The sequence below is a fragment of the Serpentinicella sp. ANB-PHB4 genome (genome assembly GCF_031432315.1).
Taxonomy (GTDB): Bacteria; Bacillota; Clostridia; order Peptostreptococcales; family Natronincolaceae; genus Serpentinicella.
The window spans coordinates 1-14,599 of the sequence record NZ_JAVKGO010000014.1; the positions used below are offsets into that span (position 1 = coordinate 1).

Here is a 14,599-nt window from a genome sequence, read left to right on the forward strand (position 1 = left end):
CGAACACAGCAGTTAAGCCCTTCAGCGCCGATGGTACTTGGTGAGAGATCGCCTGGGAGAGTAGGTCGTTGCGATACGAAATGATCCAGAGTAGCTCAATGGTGGAGCACCCGGCTGTTAACCGGTAGGTTGGAGGTTCGAGTCCTCTCTCTGGAGCCATTTAAATGATTGCCGAGGTGGCGGAACTGGCAGACGCACAGGACTTAAAATCCTGCGGTCCTTCAAGACCGTACCGGTTCGATTCCGGTCCTCGGCACCATTAACACTATAAACATCGCGGGGTGGAGCAGTTGGCAGCTCGTCGGGCTCATAACCCGAAGGTCGTAGGTTCAAGTCCTGCCCCCGCAACCAATTTTGGCCCCTTGGTCAAGCGGTTAAGACACCGCCCTTTCACGGCGGTAACAGGGGTTCGATTCCCCTAGGGGTCACCATTTTATGGGCGCATAGCTCAGCTGGGAGAGCACCTGCCTTACAAGCAGGGGGTCACAGGTTCGAGCCCTGTTGCGCCCACCATAATACGATAACCGAAAGATTGATTATGAACTTTTGAGTTAGCAATATAATTGCGGTCCGGTAGTTCAGTTGGTTAGAATGCCAGCCTGTCACGCTGGAGGTCGAGGGTTCGAGTCCCTTCCGGATCGCCATATTTTAAATAAAAATGGTGCAGAACTTTTAAATATTTATAACAATGCTGGCGTGGCTCAACGGTAGAGCAGCTGACTTGTAATCAGCAGGTTGTAGGTTCGATTCCTATCGCCAGCTCCATATTAACGGAGGGGTTCCCGAGTGGCCAAAGGGGGCAGACTGTAAATCTGTTGTCTACGACTTCGAAGGTTCGAATCCTTCTCCCTCCACCATTTAAATAAAACGCGCGGGTGTGGCGGAATTGGCAGACGCACTAGACTTAGGATCTAGCGGGCGACCGTGGGGGTTCAAGTCCCTCCACCCGCACCACAAATCGAAAACCATAAATTATTGTATTTATGGTTTTTTTATTTTTTTGTTTATTACTTTGACTAGTAGTTATAACAAGTATGCATCAATAAAAAAATAACGTAGCGATTAAAATAAGGACCATATTTTATGGTCCTTATTTTAATCACTTAAGATTTCTTTTCCTGTCTGTCATTAACTTAATATCTTTTTTAAATAAGTACTCTACAGCAACTACAGTTTTATTTACTCTAAATATAAGTAGTGCTTTATTACTTACTTTTCTCTATCATCACTTTAAAATATAATTTAAAGTTATTTTTTGTTTTTATTATTCATTATAGCGCGTATTGTCAAGGGAAGCGCAAATAAGTTAATAAATCCTTCTGCATCCTGTTGATTATATACTTCATCAGCACCAAAAGTAACAAATTCTTCATTGTATAAAGAATAAGGAGAATTTGAAGCAACTGATTTACAGTTTCCTTTATATAACTTTACTTTTACTTTTCCTGTAACGGTTTTCTGTATACTATTAATAAATTGATCTAAAGCTTCTCTTAATGGAGTAAACCACAAGCCATCATAAACAAGTTGACCATATTTTTCTGAAACCATCTTTTTAAAATTTATTGTCATCCGATCTAGTGTAAGTTTTTCTAAAGCTTTATGTGCTTCATATAAAACGGTACCACCCGGTGTTTCGTAAACGCCTCTAGATTTCATTCCAACAAGTCTATTTTCAACTATGTCAATGACACCAATACCATTTGCTCCAGCAACTTTATTTAATGTTTCCATAATTTCTACCGCTGAAAGTTTTTTCCCATCTATAGCAACTGGTGTGCCTTCAACAAACTCAATTTCAACATAACTTGGAGTATCAGGGGCTTTTTCTGGTGGAACTGTTAGCATATAAATTTGACTATCATGCTCATTCCATGGATCCTCTAAGTTACCCCCCTCATGACTTATATGCCAAATGTTTTCATCTCTACTATATATTTTTTCTTTTGTTACAGTAATCGGTATATTGTTTTTCTCGGCATAGTCAATACAGTCTTCTCTAGATTTTAAGTTCCAAGTTCTCCAAGGGGCAATAATTTTCAAACTTGGATTCAATGCTTTAATTGTAGTTTCAAATCGTACTTGATCATTTCCTTTACCAGTAGCACCGTGAGCAATCGCTACTGCACCTTCTTTTTCGGCAATTTCAACAAGTTTTTGTGAAATTAATGGACGCGCAAAAGAAGTTCCTAGTAAGTAATCATCTTCGTAAATTGCACTTGCTTTTAGCGTAGGAAATATAAAATCAGTTATAAATTCTTCTTTAGCATCAACAACATAGGCTTTTATAGCACCTGTTTTAAGTGCCTTTTTCTTTACAGTGGAATAATCATCGTTTTGACCTACATCAACACAAACTGCAATAACCTCATATTGATAAGTATTTTCTAACCACTTTAATATAACAGAGGTATCTAATCCTCCAGAGTATGCTAATACAACTTTTTCTTTTTTCATTTTTATGCCCTCCGGGAAGTAAATTATAAATTAATTAATATATAAAATCATACATTAAAATGAATAATTATTCAATTGTTTAATAAAATTATAAAAAATAAAGCTGGGTATATTAAATAAGGATTAAGTAATTACAAGTAGAAAGTGAAGAGGATGTGTTATTGATGGAAAAGGATTTTGAGTTTATAACTATGCCAAAAGAGAAAAACATTGCTTTAATTGCTCACGACAATAGAAAGAAGGACCTGATTAATTGGGCTAAAAACAATATAAATAAATTAAAAGATCATAGACTATGCGGTACAGGAACAACGGCCAAAAGACTCATCGAGACAACAAACTTAAAAGTTGTTGCCTATAAAAGCGGGCCTTTAGGAGGAGATCAACAGATTGGAGCAAGAATTGTTGAAGGTGAGATTAACTTTATTATATTTTTCTGGGATCCTTTAGCCTCTCAACCCCATGACCCTGATGTAAAAGCTTTGCTGAGAATAGCAGTTTTATATAATATACCAATTGCGACAAATGAAGCCACAGCAGATTTTTTACTAACATCGCCTTTAATAGAAAGGGAATATGAAAGAAAAATGATTGACTATTCAAAAAGAGTAATGAAAAATTAAAATTATATAATTCTGCTAAATGACACAATACAAATTAAATAAAGATACTATACTTGCTCCTATAAATAAATAATAATCAAATAGTATGTCATAAAAAAAAGATTGTTCTAGTATTTAAAAGAAATTGATCATAATATAGACTAAAGTCATAGGAAAATACATTGCTATAATTTACTAAAATAGTTTATACTAAATAGTATAGATAGTTTTATATTTAGAATTTATAATGAGAAGGTATTTCAGTAAACTATATTGAAATATAAGTATAGAGAGACATTTATATTAAAATTAACTAGAGGTGTATTTAGGTGGACGAACTAATCGGAATAATTCTAAACATAAGAATAAGAGATGTTGCTGACATAGCAATAGTTGCTTTTGTATTTTACAAATTATATATGCTTATAAGAGAAACCCGAGCAGAACAGCTTATCAAGGGTATTTTTGTATTGTTACTTGCAACTCAGTTAAGTCAATGGCTACAGCTCCATGTAATAAACTGGATTCTAATCAATACAATGACTGTTGGGTTAATTGCGTTACTAATTGTATTTCAACCTGAACTAAGAAGAGCACTAGAATACATAGGGAGAACAAAATTTCTTACAAAATCTATTGTCGATATAGAACATGAAGAACTTAATACAGTAGTGGATGAAATTTGCGAAGCAATGGCTTCATTATCAAGACAAAAAATTGGTGGACTAATTGTTTTAGAAAAAGAAACTGGTTTAAATGAGGTTATTGAGACAGGAACAGTAATTGATGGCAAGGTATCTCGAGCACTATTAATTAATATATTTATGCCCAACACACCACTACATGATGGTGCATTAGTTATTAGAAAATCACAAGTGTTAGCGGCGGGATGTTTTTTACCTTTAACTGAAAATACGAATCTGAGCAAAGATTTAGGTACAAGACATAGAGCAGGGTTAGGGATTACAGAAAGATCTGATTCTATCGTTATTATCGTATCAGAAGAAACAGGGGCTATTTCTGTCGCAGAAAATGGAAAATTAACAAGATTTCTTGATATAAAAACTCTGCGTGTACGCTTGATTAACAGTTTTATAACTACTGAGAATAAAAAACAGTGGCAGTTTTTAAAATTCAAAAGGGGGAATAAAGAATGACAAGATTTTATAAAAACAATCTAACCCCTAAAATTATTGCTATTATTTTTGCATCCTTACTATGGTTATATGTTATGAGTGAAATAAACCCTCGGATTACAAGAGATATATCCAATGTGCCTGTTCAACTAATAAATGCGGATGAGCTTAGGGAGCAGGACCTTGTGGTCGTTGGAGAAGAAGAACATACGATTAGAGTAAGACTATCAGGCCGGAGAGATGAAGTTCAGCGATTAACCCGGGATCAAATATTTGCCCGTGTCGACTTAAGAGGAGCTTCTGCAGGAGTGAATAATATTCCAGTAGACGTTGTGGCAGAAGGCCAGGTGGATGTTGATTATACGCCTAAATTTATAGCAATAGAAATAGAAGAAATTGTAAGGCGACAAAAAACAGTAGATGTTGTTATTGAAGGAAGTCCAGAAAGTGGGTATGTCCTTGGAGAGTTAGATTATTCACCAACATTAGTGTGGGTTGAAGGACCAGAAAGTATTGTTAACCAAGTTCAAAAAGTGGAGGCTAGATTGGATTTAACCAATGAAACCACGAATGTTGTTCGGAGTTTAGCCTTAAATCCTGTGAATAGTGCTGGTGAAGTTGTAGAAAATGTTGAATTAGATACATCTTTTGTAGACATTTTATTACCAATTGACCAAATAAAAATTGTGGACATTGAATCTCAAATAACGGTTAATCCAGCCCCTGGATATGAAATAAGAAGTGTTTCATTAATACCAGAAACTATATCTATTCGAGGTCAACAGGATAAAATAGAAGATATAACACAGGTTACTACAGAGAACAGAGTGATAGATAACGTATCGGAAAATAAGGAAGTTACCGTACCGCTGGAATTACCAGACGGGGTACAAGCTTTTGAAACCGACGAAATATTGTTTATTATTCTCGTTGATGAAATTATTGAAGAAAACTATGAGATATCTGGTGAAGATATCATAATAAGAAACTTAGGAAATGGGCTAACTGTAGACCCAGATTCATTACCACAGAGTGTAGATATCAGATTTGTAGGAGCAGAAAATATCATTCAAGAACTAGAAGTAATGCGGGATTATGAAATGTTTGTTGACTTGGAAGGACTTCAAGAGGGATCACATAGTACACCACTTATTGTTGAATTTAGGGGAAGTATTGAAGATCAAGTTAATGAAATAACGATTTTGCCCGAAAGCATAGATATTGTACTTATAAGTGAAACGGATGATGAAGAAGAAAATAATGAAGAAGAAGAGGAATAAAAAAATTGCACATTGTCCAATGTGCAATTTTTTATTCAAAGCAATTCATAATATATTGTAATTATTAAAGGACTTTCTCATCCTTTAGCTCTTTAATAGCACTTTTAACTGCAAGTTTAATTATAAAATAGGTAATAAATGCAGGGATTAAAAATAAAATTGGTAAAAAAATAAGTGTAAATTCCAAAGTAATAATCCTCCTTTCTAAGAACAACTCATGCTTATCCAGTAATTGTAAAGACTTAAATCCTAACAATCCTAATTATATAATTTCCTAAATTATAAGTAAAGAAAGCATTTCCTAATTATGTAAATAATATGTTATTAAACAAATAAGTATTAGCTTAGAATTTCAACAAAAATAACGAACAATGCATCGAATAAATACAAAAAAAGTTTATTAAAATATAAATTAATATGAAATGTAATATAGTCAGACAATGCATATTATTGTTATAATAGAAATACAAGAGGCAATGTTTAATTTCAAAACAAAAGGGGATATAAGTGATAACTTTGTATTAGCAATTAATCCAGGGTTACATCAACAAAAATTGCATAGTATGACGGATAAAAATGCACATGAAAAAATCAGGCATTCTATAAAAAACTAAATTAATGGGATGAAATTACCGAACAATAATAACTTAATATGTGATCAAGAATTAAATCTTATTTAAAGTTATAGAATATAATTAAATTGCTAAAGAATTAGGTGTAATAGCAATATGATAGGAAATACGGATGCAATTTTATTAACGGGTGAGTTAGCATATTCATTCAACGATCTTGACTACATATATTACAGGTATGGTAAGTTTTATATCACCCGTAATAATCGATGCAGCGTATGAAAGAGCAAAACATATAGGAGAGGGGTAAATGGGATGATTAAAAATTTTGGGGAGATTATAGAAAGAGGACAACAAAATAGTCCTAAAATTATCGCAGTATCAGGGGCACATGACAGAGATGTTTTAATGTCTGTAAAAAAAGCAAAAGCGCTTAAAATAGCAGAATCCATCTTAATCGGAGATGTAGAGGTTATAAATAGCGTTGCACAAGAAAACAATATAGATATAGCAGATTTTAAAAAAATCCATGTGAAAGATTTAAAAGAAGCCTCAGAAAAGGCAGTAGAATTAGTAAAAACTAAAAAAGCAGATATACTAATGAAAGGGCTAGTGGATAATGCAATTATTCTTAAAGCAGCCCTAAACAAAGAAAAGGGTATAAGAAAAAAGAAAGTATTGAGTCATGTAGGTGTATTTGAAATTGCTGGGTTTGACAAATTGATTTTAGCAACGGATACAGCCATGAACATAGACCCTGATGTGAATACAAAAAAAGAAATTATCAATAACGTATTAGAAGTGACAACCAAATTGGGTATAAATACACCAAGGGTCGGTATTGTTTGTGCAAAAGAGATTGTCAGTGATAAAATGCCAGAAACATTAGAGGCAAAGGAACTTGTTGATAGTTACAAAGCAGGAGAAATAAAGGGCTGTATGGTAGGTGGACCCTTTGCATTAGACAATGCCATATCTATAAAAGCTGCAGAAGTGAAAAAAATAGAAGATCCAGTGGCAGGAAGAGCAGATGTGTTGTTAGTACCCGACGTAGAGGCTGGAAGCATACTGTATAAATCTATGATTTATTTTGCAAAGGCGAAAACAGCAGGGATTATATTAGGAGCAGAAGTACCATTAGTTTTAACTTCTAGAGCAGATAGTTGGGATACAAAGCTATACTCAATTGCTTTAGCGACATTGTTATCAGAATAAGTAATATGGGGAGGTTATAATTATGAGTCAAGTTTATAGAACATTAGCCATAAATCCAGGTTCGACTTCAACAAAAATTGCAGTATTTGATAATGATAAACCCTTATTTGAAAAAGTATTAAGACATTCCTCAGAGGAAATAGGAAAGTATTCAACCATTTTTGATCAGTATGCTTTTAGAAAGGAAGTTATTCTTAAAGCAATAGGGGAAGAAAACATCCAGCTACAAAGCTTATCTGTGGTTGTAGGAAGAGGAGGGCTATTAAAACCAATTCCAGGGGGCACATACAAAGTAAATGATAAAATGTTAGAAGATCTTAAAACAGGTGTACTAGGAGAGCATGCTTCTAATTTAGGCGGGGTATTAGCTTATGAAATCGCATCAGAGTTAAAAGTACCATCATTTATTGTAGATCCCGTTGTTGTTGATGAAATGGAGGATATTGCAAGGATATCCGGTATGCCTGTAATAGAAAGAAAAAGTATTTTTCACGCCTTAAATCAAAAAGCCATTGCGAGAAAGGCCGCTAAGGATTTGGGTAAACCTTATGAAGAAGTTAATTTAGTTGTTGCTCATCTTGGAGGTGGTATATCCGTAGGCGCACATAAGAATGGCAGCGTGATTGACGTTAATAACGCCTTAGATGGAGACGGCCCCTTTTCACCAGAGAGAACAGGTGGATTACCTGTAGGGGATTTAGCTAAACTATGTTTTTCAGAAAAGTGCACACAAGCTGAATTAAAGAAAAAGATTACCGGTAAAGGTGGGCTTGTTGCCTATCTAGGAACAAATGACGGTAGAGAAGTAGGTCAAATGATTGAAAAGGGAGACAAAAAGGCAGCGTTGGTTTACAAAGCAATGGCATACCAAATTGCGAAGGAAATTGGTAGTATGGCAGTGGTTTTAAAGGGAAAAGTAGATGCAGTAGTGCTAACCGGTGGCATCGCCTATGACACCCAATTTACAGAATGGATTAAAGAAAAAGTTAACTTTATAGCCAAGTTTATGGTTTATGCTGGAGAAGATGAAATGATTGCTCTAACCGAAGGGGGACTACGGGTGCTTAGAGGAGAAGAGGAGGCAAAGGTTTATCAATAAAATGAATCTACCCTTGCAAGATAAACGAGTGCGCATTATTGTTGGTCATTATGGAAGCGGAAAAACAGAATTTGCCGTGAATTATGCCCTCTATTTAGCTCAGCACAATAAAAAAGTTGCTTTAGCTGACTTAGATATAGTAAACCCCTATTTTAGAAGTAGAGAAAAATCAAGCTTATTAGAAGAAAAGGGAATAGAAGTTATTTCTAGCAATGTTAAGGGATTGAATTCCGACTTGCCTGCAGTGTCTTCTGCTATTATGGGACCTTTGCAGGATGAAACCTACGAAGTGATCCTTGATGTTGGTGGGGACTCCGTAGGCGCTAGAGCCCTTGCTAGGTATATGAATAAGATTAAGGATGAACAATGTGACATATTCTTTGTTCTAAACGCAAATAGAAGAGAAACACAAACACCTGAAGGTGCCCTTGAACACATAAATGATATTGAAAGGGTTATAGATAAGAAAATTACTGGATTGATTAATAACACCCATCTATTAAGAGACACGACTATAGAGGATATACAACGAGGACAAGCGTTATGTTCAGTTTTATCAAAAGAAAAAGACATTCCAATTAAATATATAAGTGTAATGGAGATAGTAGCTAAGGCGCTTCCCCGGGATATAAAGGACCGGCTATTTCCACTAAAAATGTTAATGAGAGAAGACTGGATGTAGACAATTAATAATATGGGAGGAATAAATATGGCGAAGAAAGGTAGCGTAACCTTTGATGAAAAACGTTGTAAAGGCTGTGAACTATGTACCACGGTTTGCCCTGTAAATATTGTTGTTATGGATAAAAAACAAATCAATGTGAAGGGTTATCACCCAGCGACAGTTGATGAAATGGAGAAATGTATCGGTTGTGCAAACTGCGCGACGATTTGCCCCGATGTGGTGATTACTGTAGAGAAAGATACTGATAAGAAGACTGACAAAAAATAATAACTACTACAGAAGGAGGGAACAATTATGGGAAAAATATTAATGAAAGGTAATGAAGCCATTGGTGCAGCAGCAATAAAGGCAGGATGTAAATACTTTTTTGGTTATCCCATTACACCCCAAAATGAATTGCCAGAATTTATGTCAAGAGAGCTACCTAAATTAGGCGGTGTTTTTGTACAAGCCGAATCAGAGGTTTCGGCCATAAATATGATTTATGGCGCTGCGGGTTCTGGAGTCAGAACAATGACATCTTCCTCTTCCCCAGGGTTAGCCCTAAAACAAGAAGGGATTTCTTATATTGCAGGAGCAGAACTGCCATGTGTAATTGTAAACATCAGTCGTGGTGGCCCGGGACTTGGAGGCATACAACCATCACAAGCTGACTATTATATGTGTACTAGAGGCGGCGGAAATGGCGATTATAGACACGTCGTATATGCACCAGCAACCCTTCAGGAAGCAGTTGATCTAACCATGGAAGCTTTCGATATTGCAGATTATTATAGAAATCCAGTCATTATTCTTGCTGATGGTATGACAGGACAAATGATGGAACCTGTAGAGTTTAAAGAAACAACAAAAAGAGATATGCCAGCAAAGGATTGGGCAGCAACAGGAACGGAAGAAAAAAGAGATCCAAATATCATTAATTCTCTTTTCTTAGATCCTGTAGAATTAGAACAGCATAACTTTAAACTAGATAAAAAGTATAAAGCAATAGAAGAAAAAGAAGTTCGCTGTGAGATGTATAAAATGGAAGATGCAGAGCTTGTTATGGTAGCCTATGGAACAACATCTAGAATTGTTAAAAATGCTATAGACGCCTTAAGAGAAGAAAATATAAAAGTGGGGTTATTAAGACCAATTACCCTATGGCCATTCCCTAACAGAGAATTTACTGAATTACCATCCTCAACAAAAGCACTACTAACAGTAGAAATGAGTATGGGTCAGATGATTGATGATGTAAAAATTGCTAACGAAGGTAGATTACCAGTTCACTTTTATGGAAGAGCCGGTGGAATGATCCCTACGCCAGAGGCTATTATAGAAAAAGCGAAAGAAATTTTAGGGGGTGCTAAATAATGACTGTTGTATTTGAAAGAACAAAAGCCCTAACTGACAAGCAGTTCCATTATTGTCCAGGATGTACCCACGGTGTTATACATCGAATCGTTGGAGAAGTTTTAGAAGAATTAGGCGTTGTAGGCAAATCAGTTGGTGTAGCGCCAGTTGGCTGCTCCGTTCTTGCCTATGACTATTTTAACTGTGATATGCATCAAGCAGCCCATGGTCGTGCACCGGCTGTTGCTACAGGAATTAAACGAGTGCTACCGGATAACGTTGTATTCACCTATCAAGGAGATGGAGACCTAGCTTCTATAGGAACAGCTGAAATTGTTCATGCTGCCCATCGATCTGAAAAATTTACAACCATATTTGTTAATAATGCCATATACGGAATGACTGGTGGACAAATGGCACCAACAACGCTAATTGGACAAAAAACAACAACAGCACCTTTAGGAAGGGATGCTGTAACAACAGGAAAACCCTTAAAAGTGTCAGAAATGATGGCAACAATAGATGGGGCAGTGTTTGTAGAACGTGTGTCTGTTCATAACGTACCCCATATACGAAAAGCAAAAAAAGCGATCAAAAAGGCCTTTGAAATACAGCTAGAAGGGAAAGGTTTTGGGATAGTAGAGGTTTTATCTACATGTCCGACAAATTGGGGTATTCCACCAACAGATTCATTGAAATGGTTAGAAGAAAATATGATTCCGTACTATCCTTTAGGTAACTTCCGTAAACCAGAGGAGGGGAAATAATATGACAGAAAAAGTAATTATAGCAGGTTTTGGCGGTCAAGGAGTTATGTCCATGGGGCAACTGATGGCCTATTCAGGTATGATGGAAAATAAAAACGTTTCATGGTTGCCATCCTATGGGCCAGAAATGAGAGGTGGAACAGCCAACTGTAATGTGGTAGTGTCGGATTTACCAGTTGGGTCTCCAATTATAACAGGAGATGCTTCAACAGTTATTGTAATGAACCTACCTTCTTTACTTAAGTTTGAACAAAACTTAAAGTCTGGTGGGAAAATCATAATAAATGACTCGTTAATTGAAGAAAAAACATCAAGAGAAGATGTAGATGCATATTATATATCAGCCAATGATCTTGCAAATGAGCTAGGGAATAGTAGAGTTGCAAATATAGTAATGTTAGGGGCATTTTTAGAGTTGACAAAAATCCTTGCAGTGGACACTGTTGGAAAAGCCCTAAAGAAAGTTTATGCTGGAAAAGAGGAACTGGTCCCATTAAATGTAAAAGCCTTGGAAAAAGGGGCAGAAGCAATAAAAAAACAAAAGCAAATTGCAAAAAAATTTAAAGGCATCAAAAAAATGTAAACAGCAATTTACATTTTATGTTATAATATATAGTTAAGGAAGGATGAAATCATCCTTCCTTTGTTCTGTAAATGCAAAGAACTAGTTAATTATAAGATAAACCAAAAGGTAAAAATACTGACTAAATAAGGTATATTTAATTCCAAAGAAACTCAAAGAAGAAAGCATAGAATCTTTTCACTATTGAATTATCTAAAAATTAATACTTTTTAAGTGTAGCTAGAAAGGAGAATTGACAATGGGAAAATTATTTGGAACAGATGGTGTTAGAGGTATTGCAAACGAAGATTTAACACCAGAACTTGCCTATCAATTAGGAAGGGTTGGTGCGCATGTTCTATTGAAGAATAAGAAAAATACAAAAGTTGTAATCGGAAAAGATACAAGAATATCTGGAGATTTATTAGAAGCAGCCATGACAGCTGGGTTTTTATCCATGGGTGTAGATGTAGTTAGCTTAGATGTTATACCAACACCAGCTGTATCCTATTTAACGAGAGCTTTGAAAGCCGATGCCGGAGTTATGATTTCAGCATCTCATAATCCAGCGGAGTACAATGGTATTAAATTCTTTACAAGTGAAGGTTATAAGTTACCAGATCAAGTAGAAGAAGAAATGGAAAAATACATATTAAATGATGAAGAAATTGAACTTAGGCCTACAGGAGATCAAGTAGGAACCTATTCAAAACTTGATGCTATCACTGAATATGCAGATTACTTAAAGACAACGATACAGGGAGATTTTAATGGATTAAAGATTGCGGTAGACCCAGGAAATGGAGCCGCTTATCAAGTTGCACCTAAGCTCTTAAAAGAATTAGGAGCAGAGGTTTTTATCATTAATGAAAACCCTGACGGCATTAATATCAATGATCACTGTGGTTCTACGCATCCAGAGAAAGTTCAACAATTAGTAAAAGAAACGGGAGCAGATATCGGATTAGCCTTCGATGGGGATGCAGATCGTTTAATTGCTGTGGATGATCAGTGTCAAATTGTAGATGGAGACCATATACTAGCTATATGCGGTACTTTTCTTAAAAACCAAGGGAAATTAAAGAAAAATACTGTAGTAGCTACAGTTATGAGCAATATTGGACTAGATATGGCAATGAAAGAAGAAAATTGCCAAGTAGTAAAAACAAAAGTTGGTGACCGATATGTACTTGAAGAAATGGTTCAAAAAGGATATTCTTTAGGAGGAGAACAATCAGGTCACATCATTTTCTTAGACTACAATACCACTGGTGATGGACTATTAACAGCAATACAGTTAATCACAACAGTGAAATCAGAAAATAAGCCTTTATCAGATCTTGCAGCAATGATGACTTCATACCCACAAGTACTTGTAAATGCAAAGGTACAAAAAGATAATAAAGAAGCTTACTTAAAAGATGAAGTGATCATGTCAGAGATCAAAAAAATAGAAGATCTTATGGCCGGTCAAGGAAGAGTACTTATAAGACCTTCAGGAACAGAGCCTCTAGTAAGGGTTATGTTAGAAGGAAAAGACCAAGATCAGTTAAATGAATTGGCCCAATCACTAGCAAAAATGATAGAAGAACGATTAGGATAGATAAAACAAGTGGGGTTTTTAGTGAAAAAGACCCCACTTAAAATAAAGGATTAAAGGGGGAGATAAAAAGTTAATGTAAAATTAAATTCTAAAGCGCCTGGACTTAAGCAGAACGGAAAATGCTTAAGTTGACGAGGAACAGGGTTTATCGAATCTTCGGCGGATGCCCTGCGGTGAATCACAACCGATAACGAATCTACAAAACTATTAAGTGATTAATAGTACAAAATGATTCAAGTGAAAAAGTCTGTGAAGCTTTCAGAGGCTTAGTTTTGCATGTTTTTTTGGCTCTGTACTAAATAAATGTTGTTAAAAAATAAGTTCTAAAACGGAATTCAAAATAAAATTACAAAAATCTAATATGAGATATTATATATAAGGAGTGGAACAAATGCAGATAGAGATCGTGAAAGATTATGAAGCCTTAAGTAAAAAAGCCGCAAATATAATAGCAAGTCAAATTGTTTTAAAGCCACAAGGTGTTATAGGGCTAGCAACAGGCTCTACTCCTGTAGGAACCTATAAAGAATTAATTCGTATGAATAAAGAAGGACTAATAAGTTTCTCAAATATAACAAGCTTTAACCTAGACGAATACTACGGTTTGGGTGCAGATGATGATCAGAGTTACCATTATTTTATGAACGAAAATCTTTTTAATGCTATAGACATAAAAAAAGAAAACATCCATATCCCTAATGGTAAAGCATCAGATGTGGGGGCAGAATGTACGAGATATGAAAATAGAATAAAAGAAGCTGGTGGAATTGATCTTCAACTACTAGGCATAGGCCAAAATGGACATATAGGTTTTAACGAACCAAATGAAAACTTTGAGCCATTAACACATCTAGTAAATTTAGATTCAGATACAATAAAAGCCAATGCTAGATTTTTTGATTCAATAGAGGAAGTGCCGACACAAGCAATTAGTATGGGCGTTAAAACAATATTGAGCTCAAGAAAAATATTACTTTTAGCAAGTGGAGAAAATAAAGCAGAAGCGATGTATAAAATGATTAAAGGAAAGGTTACACCAAAACTACCTGCATCAGCACTACAACTACACCATGATGTTGTTGTAATTATGGATGAGGCAGCGGCATCATTATTATAGCTTATGTAATAACATAATAAGGTGCTTCGCACCTTATTTTTAATCACTAAAAAATTTCAAACTATAAAAACACATAGCATTTTTATATATTAATTTTAATTTAACCTTCTCCATAAACAGCATTTGTTTAGTACAGAGCCGGTGCAAACGTTTACTATTATGGATAATT

14 protein-coding genes, 9 tRNA genes and 1 rRNA gene are annotated in these 14,599 nt (G+C 35.3%); 22 read left to right on the forward strand and 2 right to left on the reverse strand.

Annotated elements, in window-relative coordinates; all coding sequences use genetic code 11:
• From rrf to RH915_RS09990, 10 genes are all read left to right on the forward strand, one after another.
• Positions 1 to 77 (forward strand): 5S ribosomal RNA (gene rrf / locus RH915_RS09945); the annotation flags it as partial.
• Between the two features lie 7 nt (positions 78 to 84).
• Positions 85 to 159: transfer RNA gene (locus RH915_RS09950), tRNA-Asn, on the forward strand.
• A gap of 11 nt (positions 160 to 170) precedes the next feature.
• Positions 171 to 259, forward strand: a tRNA-Leu gene (locus RH915_RS09955).
• 16 nt (positions 260 to 275) lie between these two features.
• A tRNA-Met gene (locus RH915_RS09960) sits at positions 276 to 351 on the forward strand.
• A 5-nt stretch (positions 352 to 356) separates the two neighbouring features.
• Positions 357 to 431: transfer RNA gene (locus tag RH915_RS09965), tRNA-Glu, on the forward strand.
• Between the two features lie 6 nt (positions 432 to 437).
• Positions 438 to 513: transfer RNA gene (locus RH915_RS09970), tRNA-Val, on the forward strand.
• A gap of 54 nt (positions 514 to 567) precedes the next feature.
• Positions 568 to 644 (forward strand) — tRNA-Asp (locus RH915_RS09975).
• 46 nt (positions 645 to 690) lie between these two features.
• Positions 691 to 765 (forward strand) — tRNA-Thr (locus tag RH915_RS09980).
• A gap of 7 nt (positions 766 to 772) precedes the next feature.
• Positions 773 to 857 (forward strand) — tRNA-Tyr (locus tag RH915_RS09985).
• 14 nt (positions 858 to 871) lie between these two features.
• Positions 872 to 954: transfer RNA gene (locus tag RH915_RS09990), tRNA-Leu, on the forward strand.
• A gap of 294 nt (positions 955 to 1,248) precedes the next feature.
• On the opposite strand, the gene RH915_RS09995 is transcribed toward RH915_RS09990, so the two are convergent.
• Positions 1,249 to 2,457 carry an argininosuccinate synthase gene (locus RH915_RS09995; RefSeq protein ID WP_331618389.1) on the reverse strand — a complete coding sequence of 403 codons (1,209 nt, stop codon included), beginning with the start codon at positions 2,455 to 2,457 and terminating at the stop codon, positions 1,249 to 1,251.
• 164 nt (positions 2,458 to 2,621) lie between these two features.
• On the opposite strand from RH915_RS09995, the gene RH915_RS10000 reads away from it, so the two are divergent.
• From RH915_RS10000 to RH915_RS10010, 3 genes are all read left to right on the forward strand, one after another.
• Positions 2,622 to 3,080, forward strand: coding sequence for a methylglyoxal synthase (locus RH915_RS10000; protein ID WP_310479770.1), 459 nt, complete (start codon positions 2,622 to 2,624; stop codon positions 3,078 to 3,080).
• 308 nt (positions 3,081 to 3,388) lie between these two features.
• Positions 3,389 to 4,216 (forward strand): diadenylate cyclase CdaA, encoded by an 828-nt coding sequence (gene cdaA / locus RH915_RS10005; protein WP_310479771.1) that lies wholly within the window; start codon positions 3,389 to 3,391, stop codon positions 4,214 to 4,216.
• On the forward strand, positions 4,213 to 5,475 hold the full coding sequence (locus tag RH915_RS10010) for a CdaR family protein (RefSeq protein WP_310479772.1): 1,263 nt from the start codon (positions 4,213 to 4,215) through the stop codon (positions 5,473 to 5,475). Before cdaA ends, RH915_RS10010 begins: the two co-directional genes overlap by 4 nt.
• A 64-nt stretch (positions 5,476 to 5,539) precedes the next feature.
• Here RH915_RS10010 and RH915_RS10015 read toward each other — a convergent pair whose 3' ends face one another.
• Positions 5,540 to 5,662: a hypothetical protein gene (locus RH915_RS10015; protein ID WP_310479773.1), complete on the reverse strand. Its 123-nt coding sequence runs from the start codon at positions 5,660 to 5,662 to the stop codon at positions 5,540 to 5,542.
• A gap of 700 nt (positions 5,663 to 6,362) precedes the next feature.
• Here RH915_RS10015 and RH915_RS10020 point away from each other — a divergent pair.
• The 9 genes from RH915_RS10020 (at position 6,363) to nagB (ending at position 14,430) form a co-directional block, all read left to right on the forward strand.
• Positions 6,363 to 7,262: a bifunctional enoyl-CoA hydratase/phosphate acetyltransferase gene (locus tag RH915_RS10020; protein WP_310479774.1), complete on the forward strand. Its 900-nt coding sequence runs from the start codon at positions 6,363 to 6,365 to the stop codon at positions 7,260 to 7,262.
• Positions 7,263 to 7,284: 22 nt separating this feature from the next.
• Positions 7,285 to 8,361, forward strand: coding sequence for a butyrate kinase (gene buk, locus RH915_RS10025; RefSeq protein WP_310479776.1), 1,077 nt, complete (start codon positions 7,285 to 7,287; stop codon positions 8,359 to 8,361).
• Between the two features lies 1 nt (position 8,362).
• A complete protein-coding gene (locus RH915_RS10030) occupies positions 8,363 to 9,043 on the forward strand; it encodes a nucleotide-binding protein (protein WP_310479778.1) in 681 nt (226 codons plus the stop codon).
• A 27-nt stretch (positions 9,044 to 9,070) separates the two neighbouring features.
• A complete protein-coding gene (locus RH915_RS10035; RefSeq protein ID WP_310479779.1) occupies positions 9,071 to 9,313 on the forward strand; it encodes a 4Fe-4S dicluster domain-containing protein in 243 nt (80 codons plus the stop codon).
• Between the two features lie 27 nt (positions 9,314 to 9,340).
• Positions 9,341 to 10,402: a 3-methyl-2-oxobutanoate dehydrogenase subunit VorB gene (locus tag RH915_RS10040; RefSeq protein ID WP_310479780.1), complete on the forward strand. Its 1,062-nt coding sequence runs from the start codon at positions 9,341 to 9,343 to the stop codon at positions 10,400 to 10,402.
• The gene (locus RH915_RS10045) at positions 10,402 to 11,148 is read left to right on the forward strand and encodes a thiamine pyrophosphate-dependent enzyme (RefSeq protein WP_310479782.1); all 747 of its coding nucleotides are present in this window, start codon (positions 10,402 to 10,404) and stop codon (positions 11,146 to 11,148) included. Before RH915_RS10040 ends, RH915_RS10045 begins: the two co-directional genes overlap by 1 nt.
• Position 11,149: 1 nt before the next feature.
• Entirely contained in the window at positions 11,150 to 11,731 is a 582-nt protein-coding gene (locus tag RH915_RS10050) for a 2-oxoacid:acceptor oxidoreductase family protein (protein WP_310479784.1), read from the forward strand.
• Positions 11,732 to 11,969: 238 nt separating this feature from the next.
• The gene (gene glmM / locus RH915_RS10055; protein ID WP_310479786.1) at positions 11,970 to 13,313 is read left to right on the forward strand and encodes a phosphoglucosamine mutase; all 1,344 of its coding nucleotides are present in this window, start codon (positions 11,970 to 11,972) and stop codon (positions 13,311 to 13,313) included.
• 391 nt (positions 13,314 to 13,704) lie between these two features.
• Complete coding sequence (gene nagB, locus RH915_RS10060; protein ID WP_310479787.1) at positions 13,705 to 14,430, forward strand: glucosamine-6-phosphate deaminase; 726 nt, start codon at positions 13,705 to 13,707, stop codon at positions 14,428 to 14,430.
• Positions 14,431 to 14,599 lie beyond the last annotated feature (169 nt).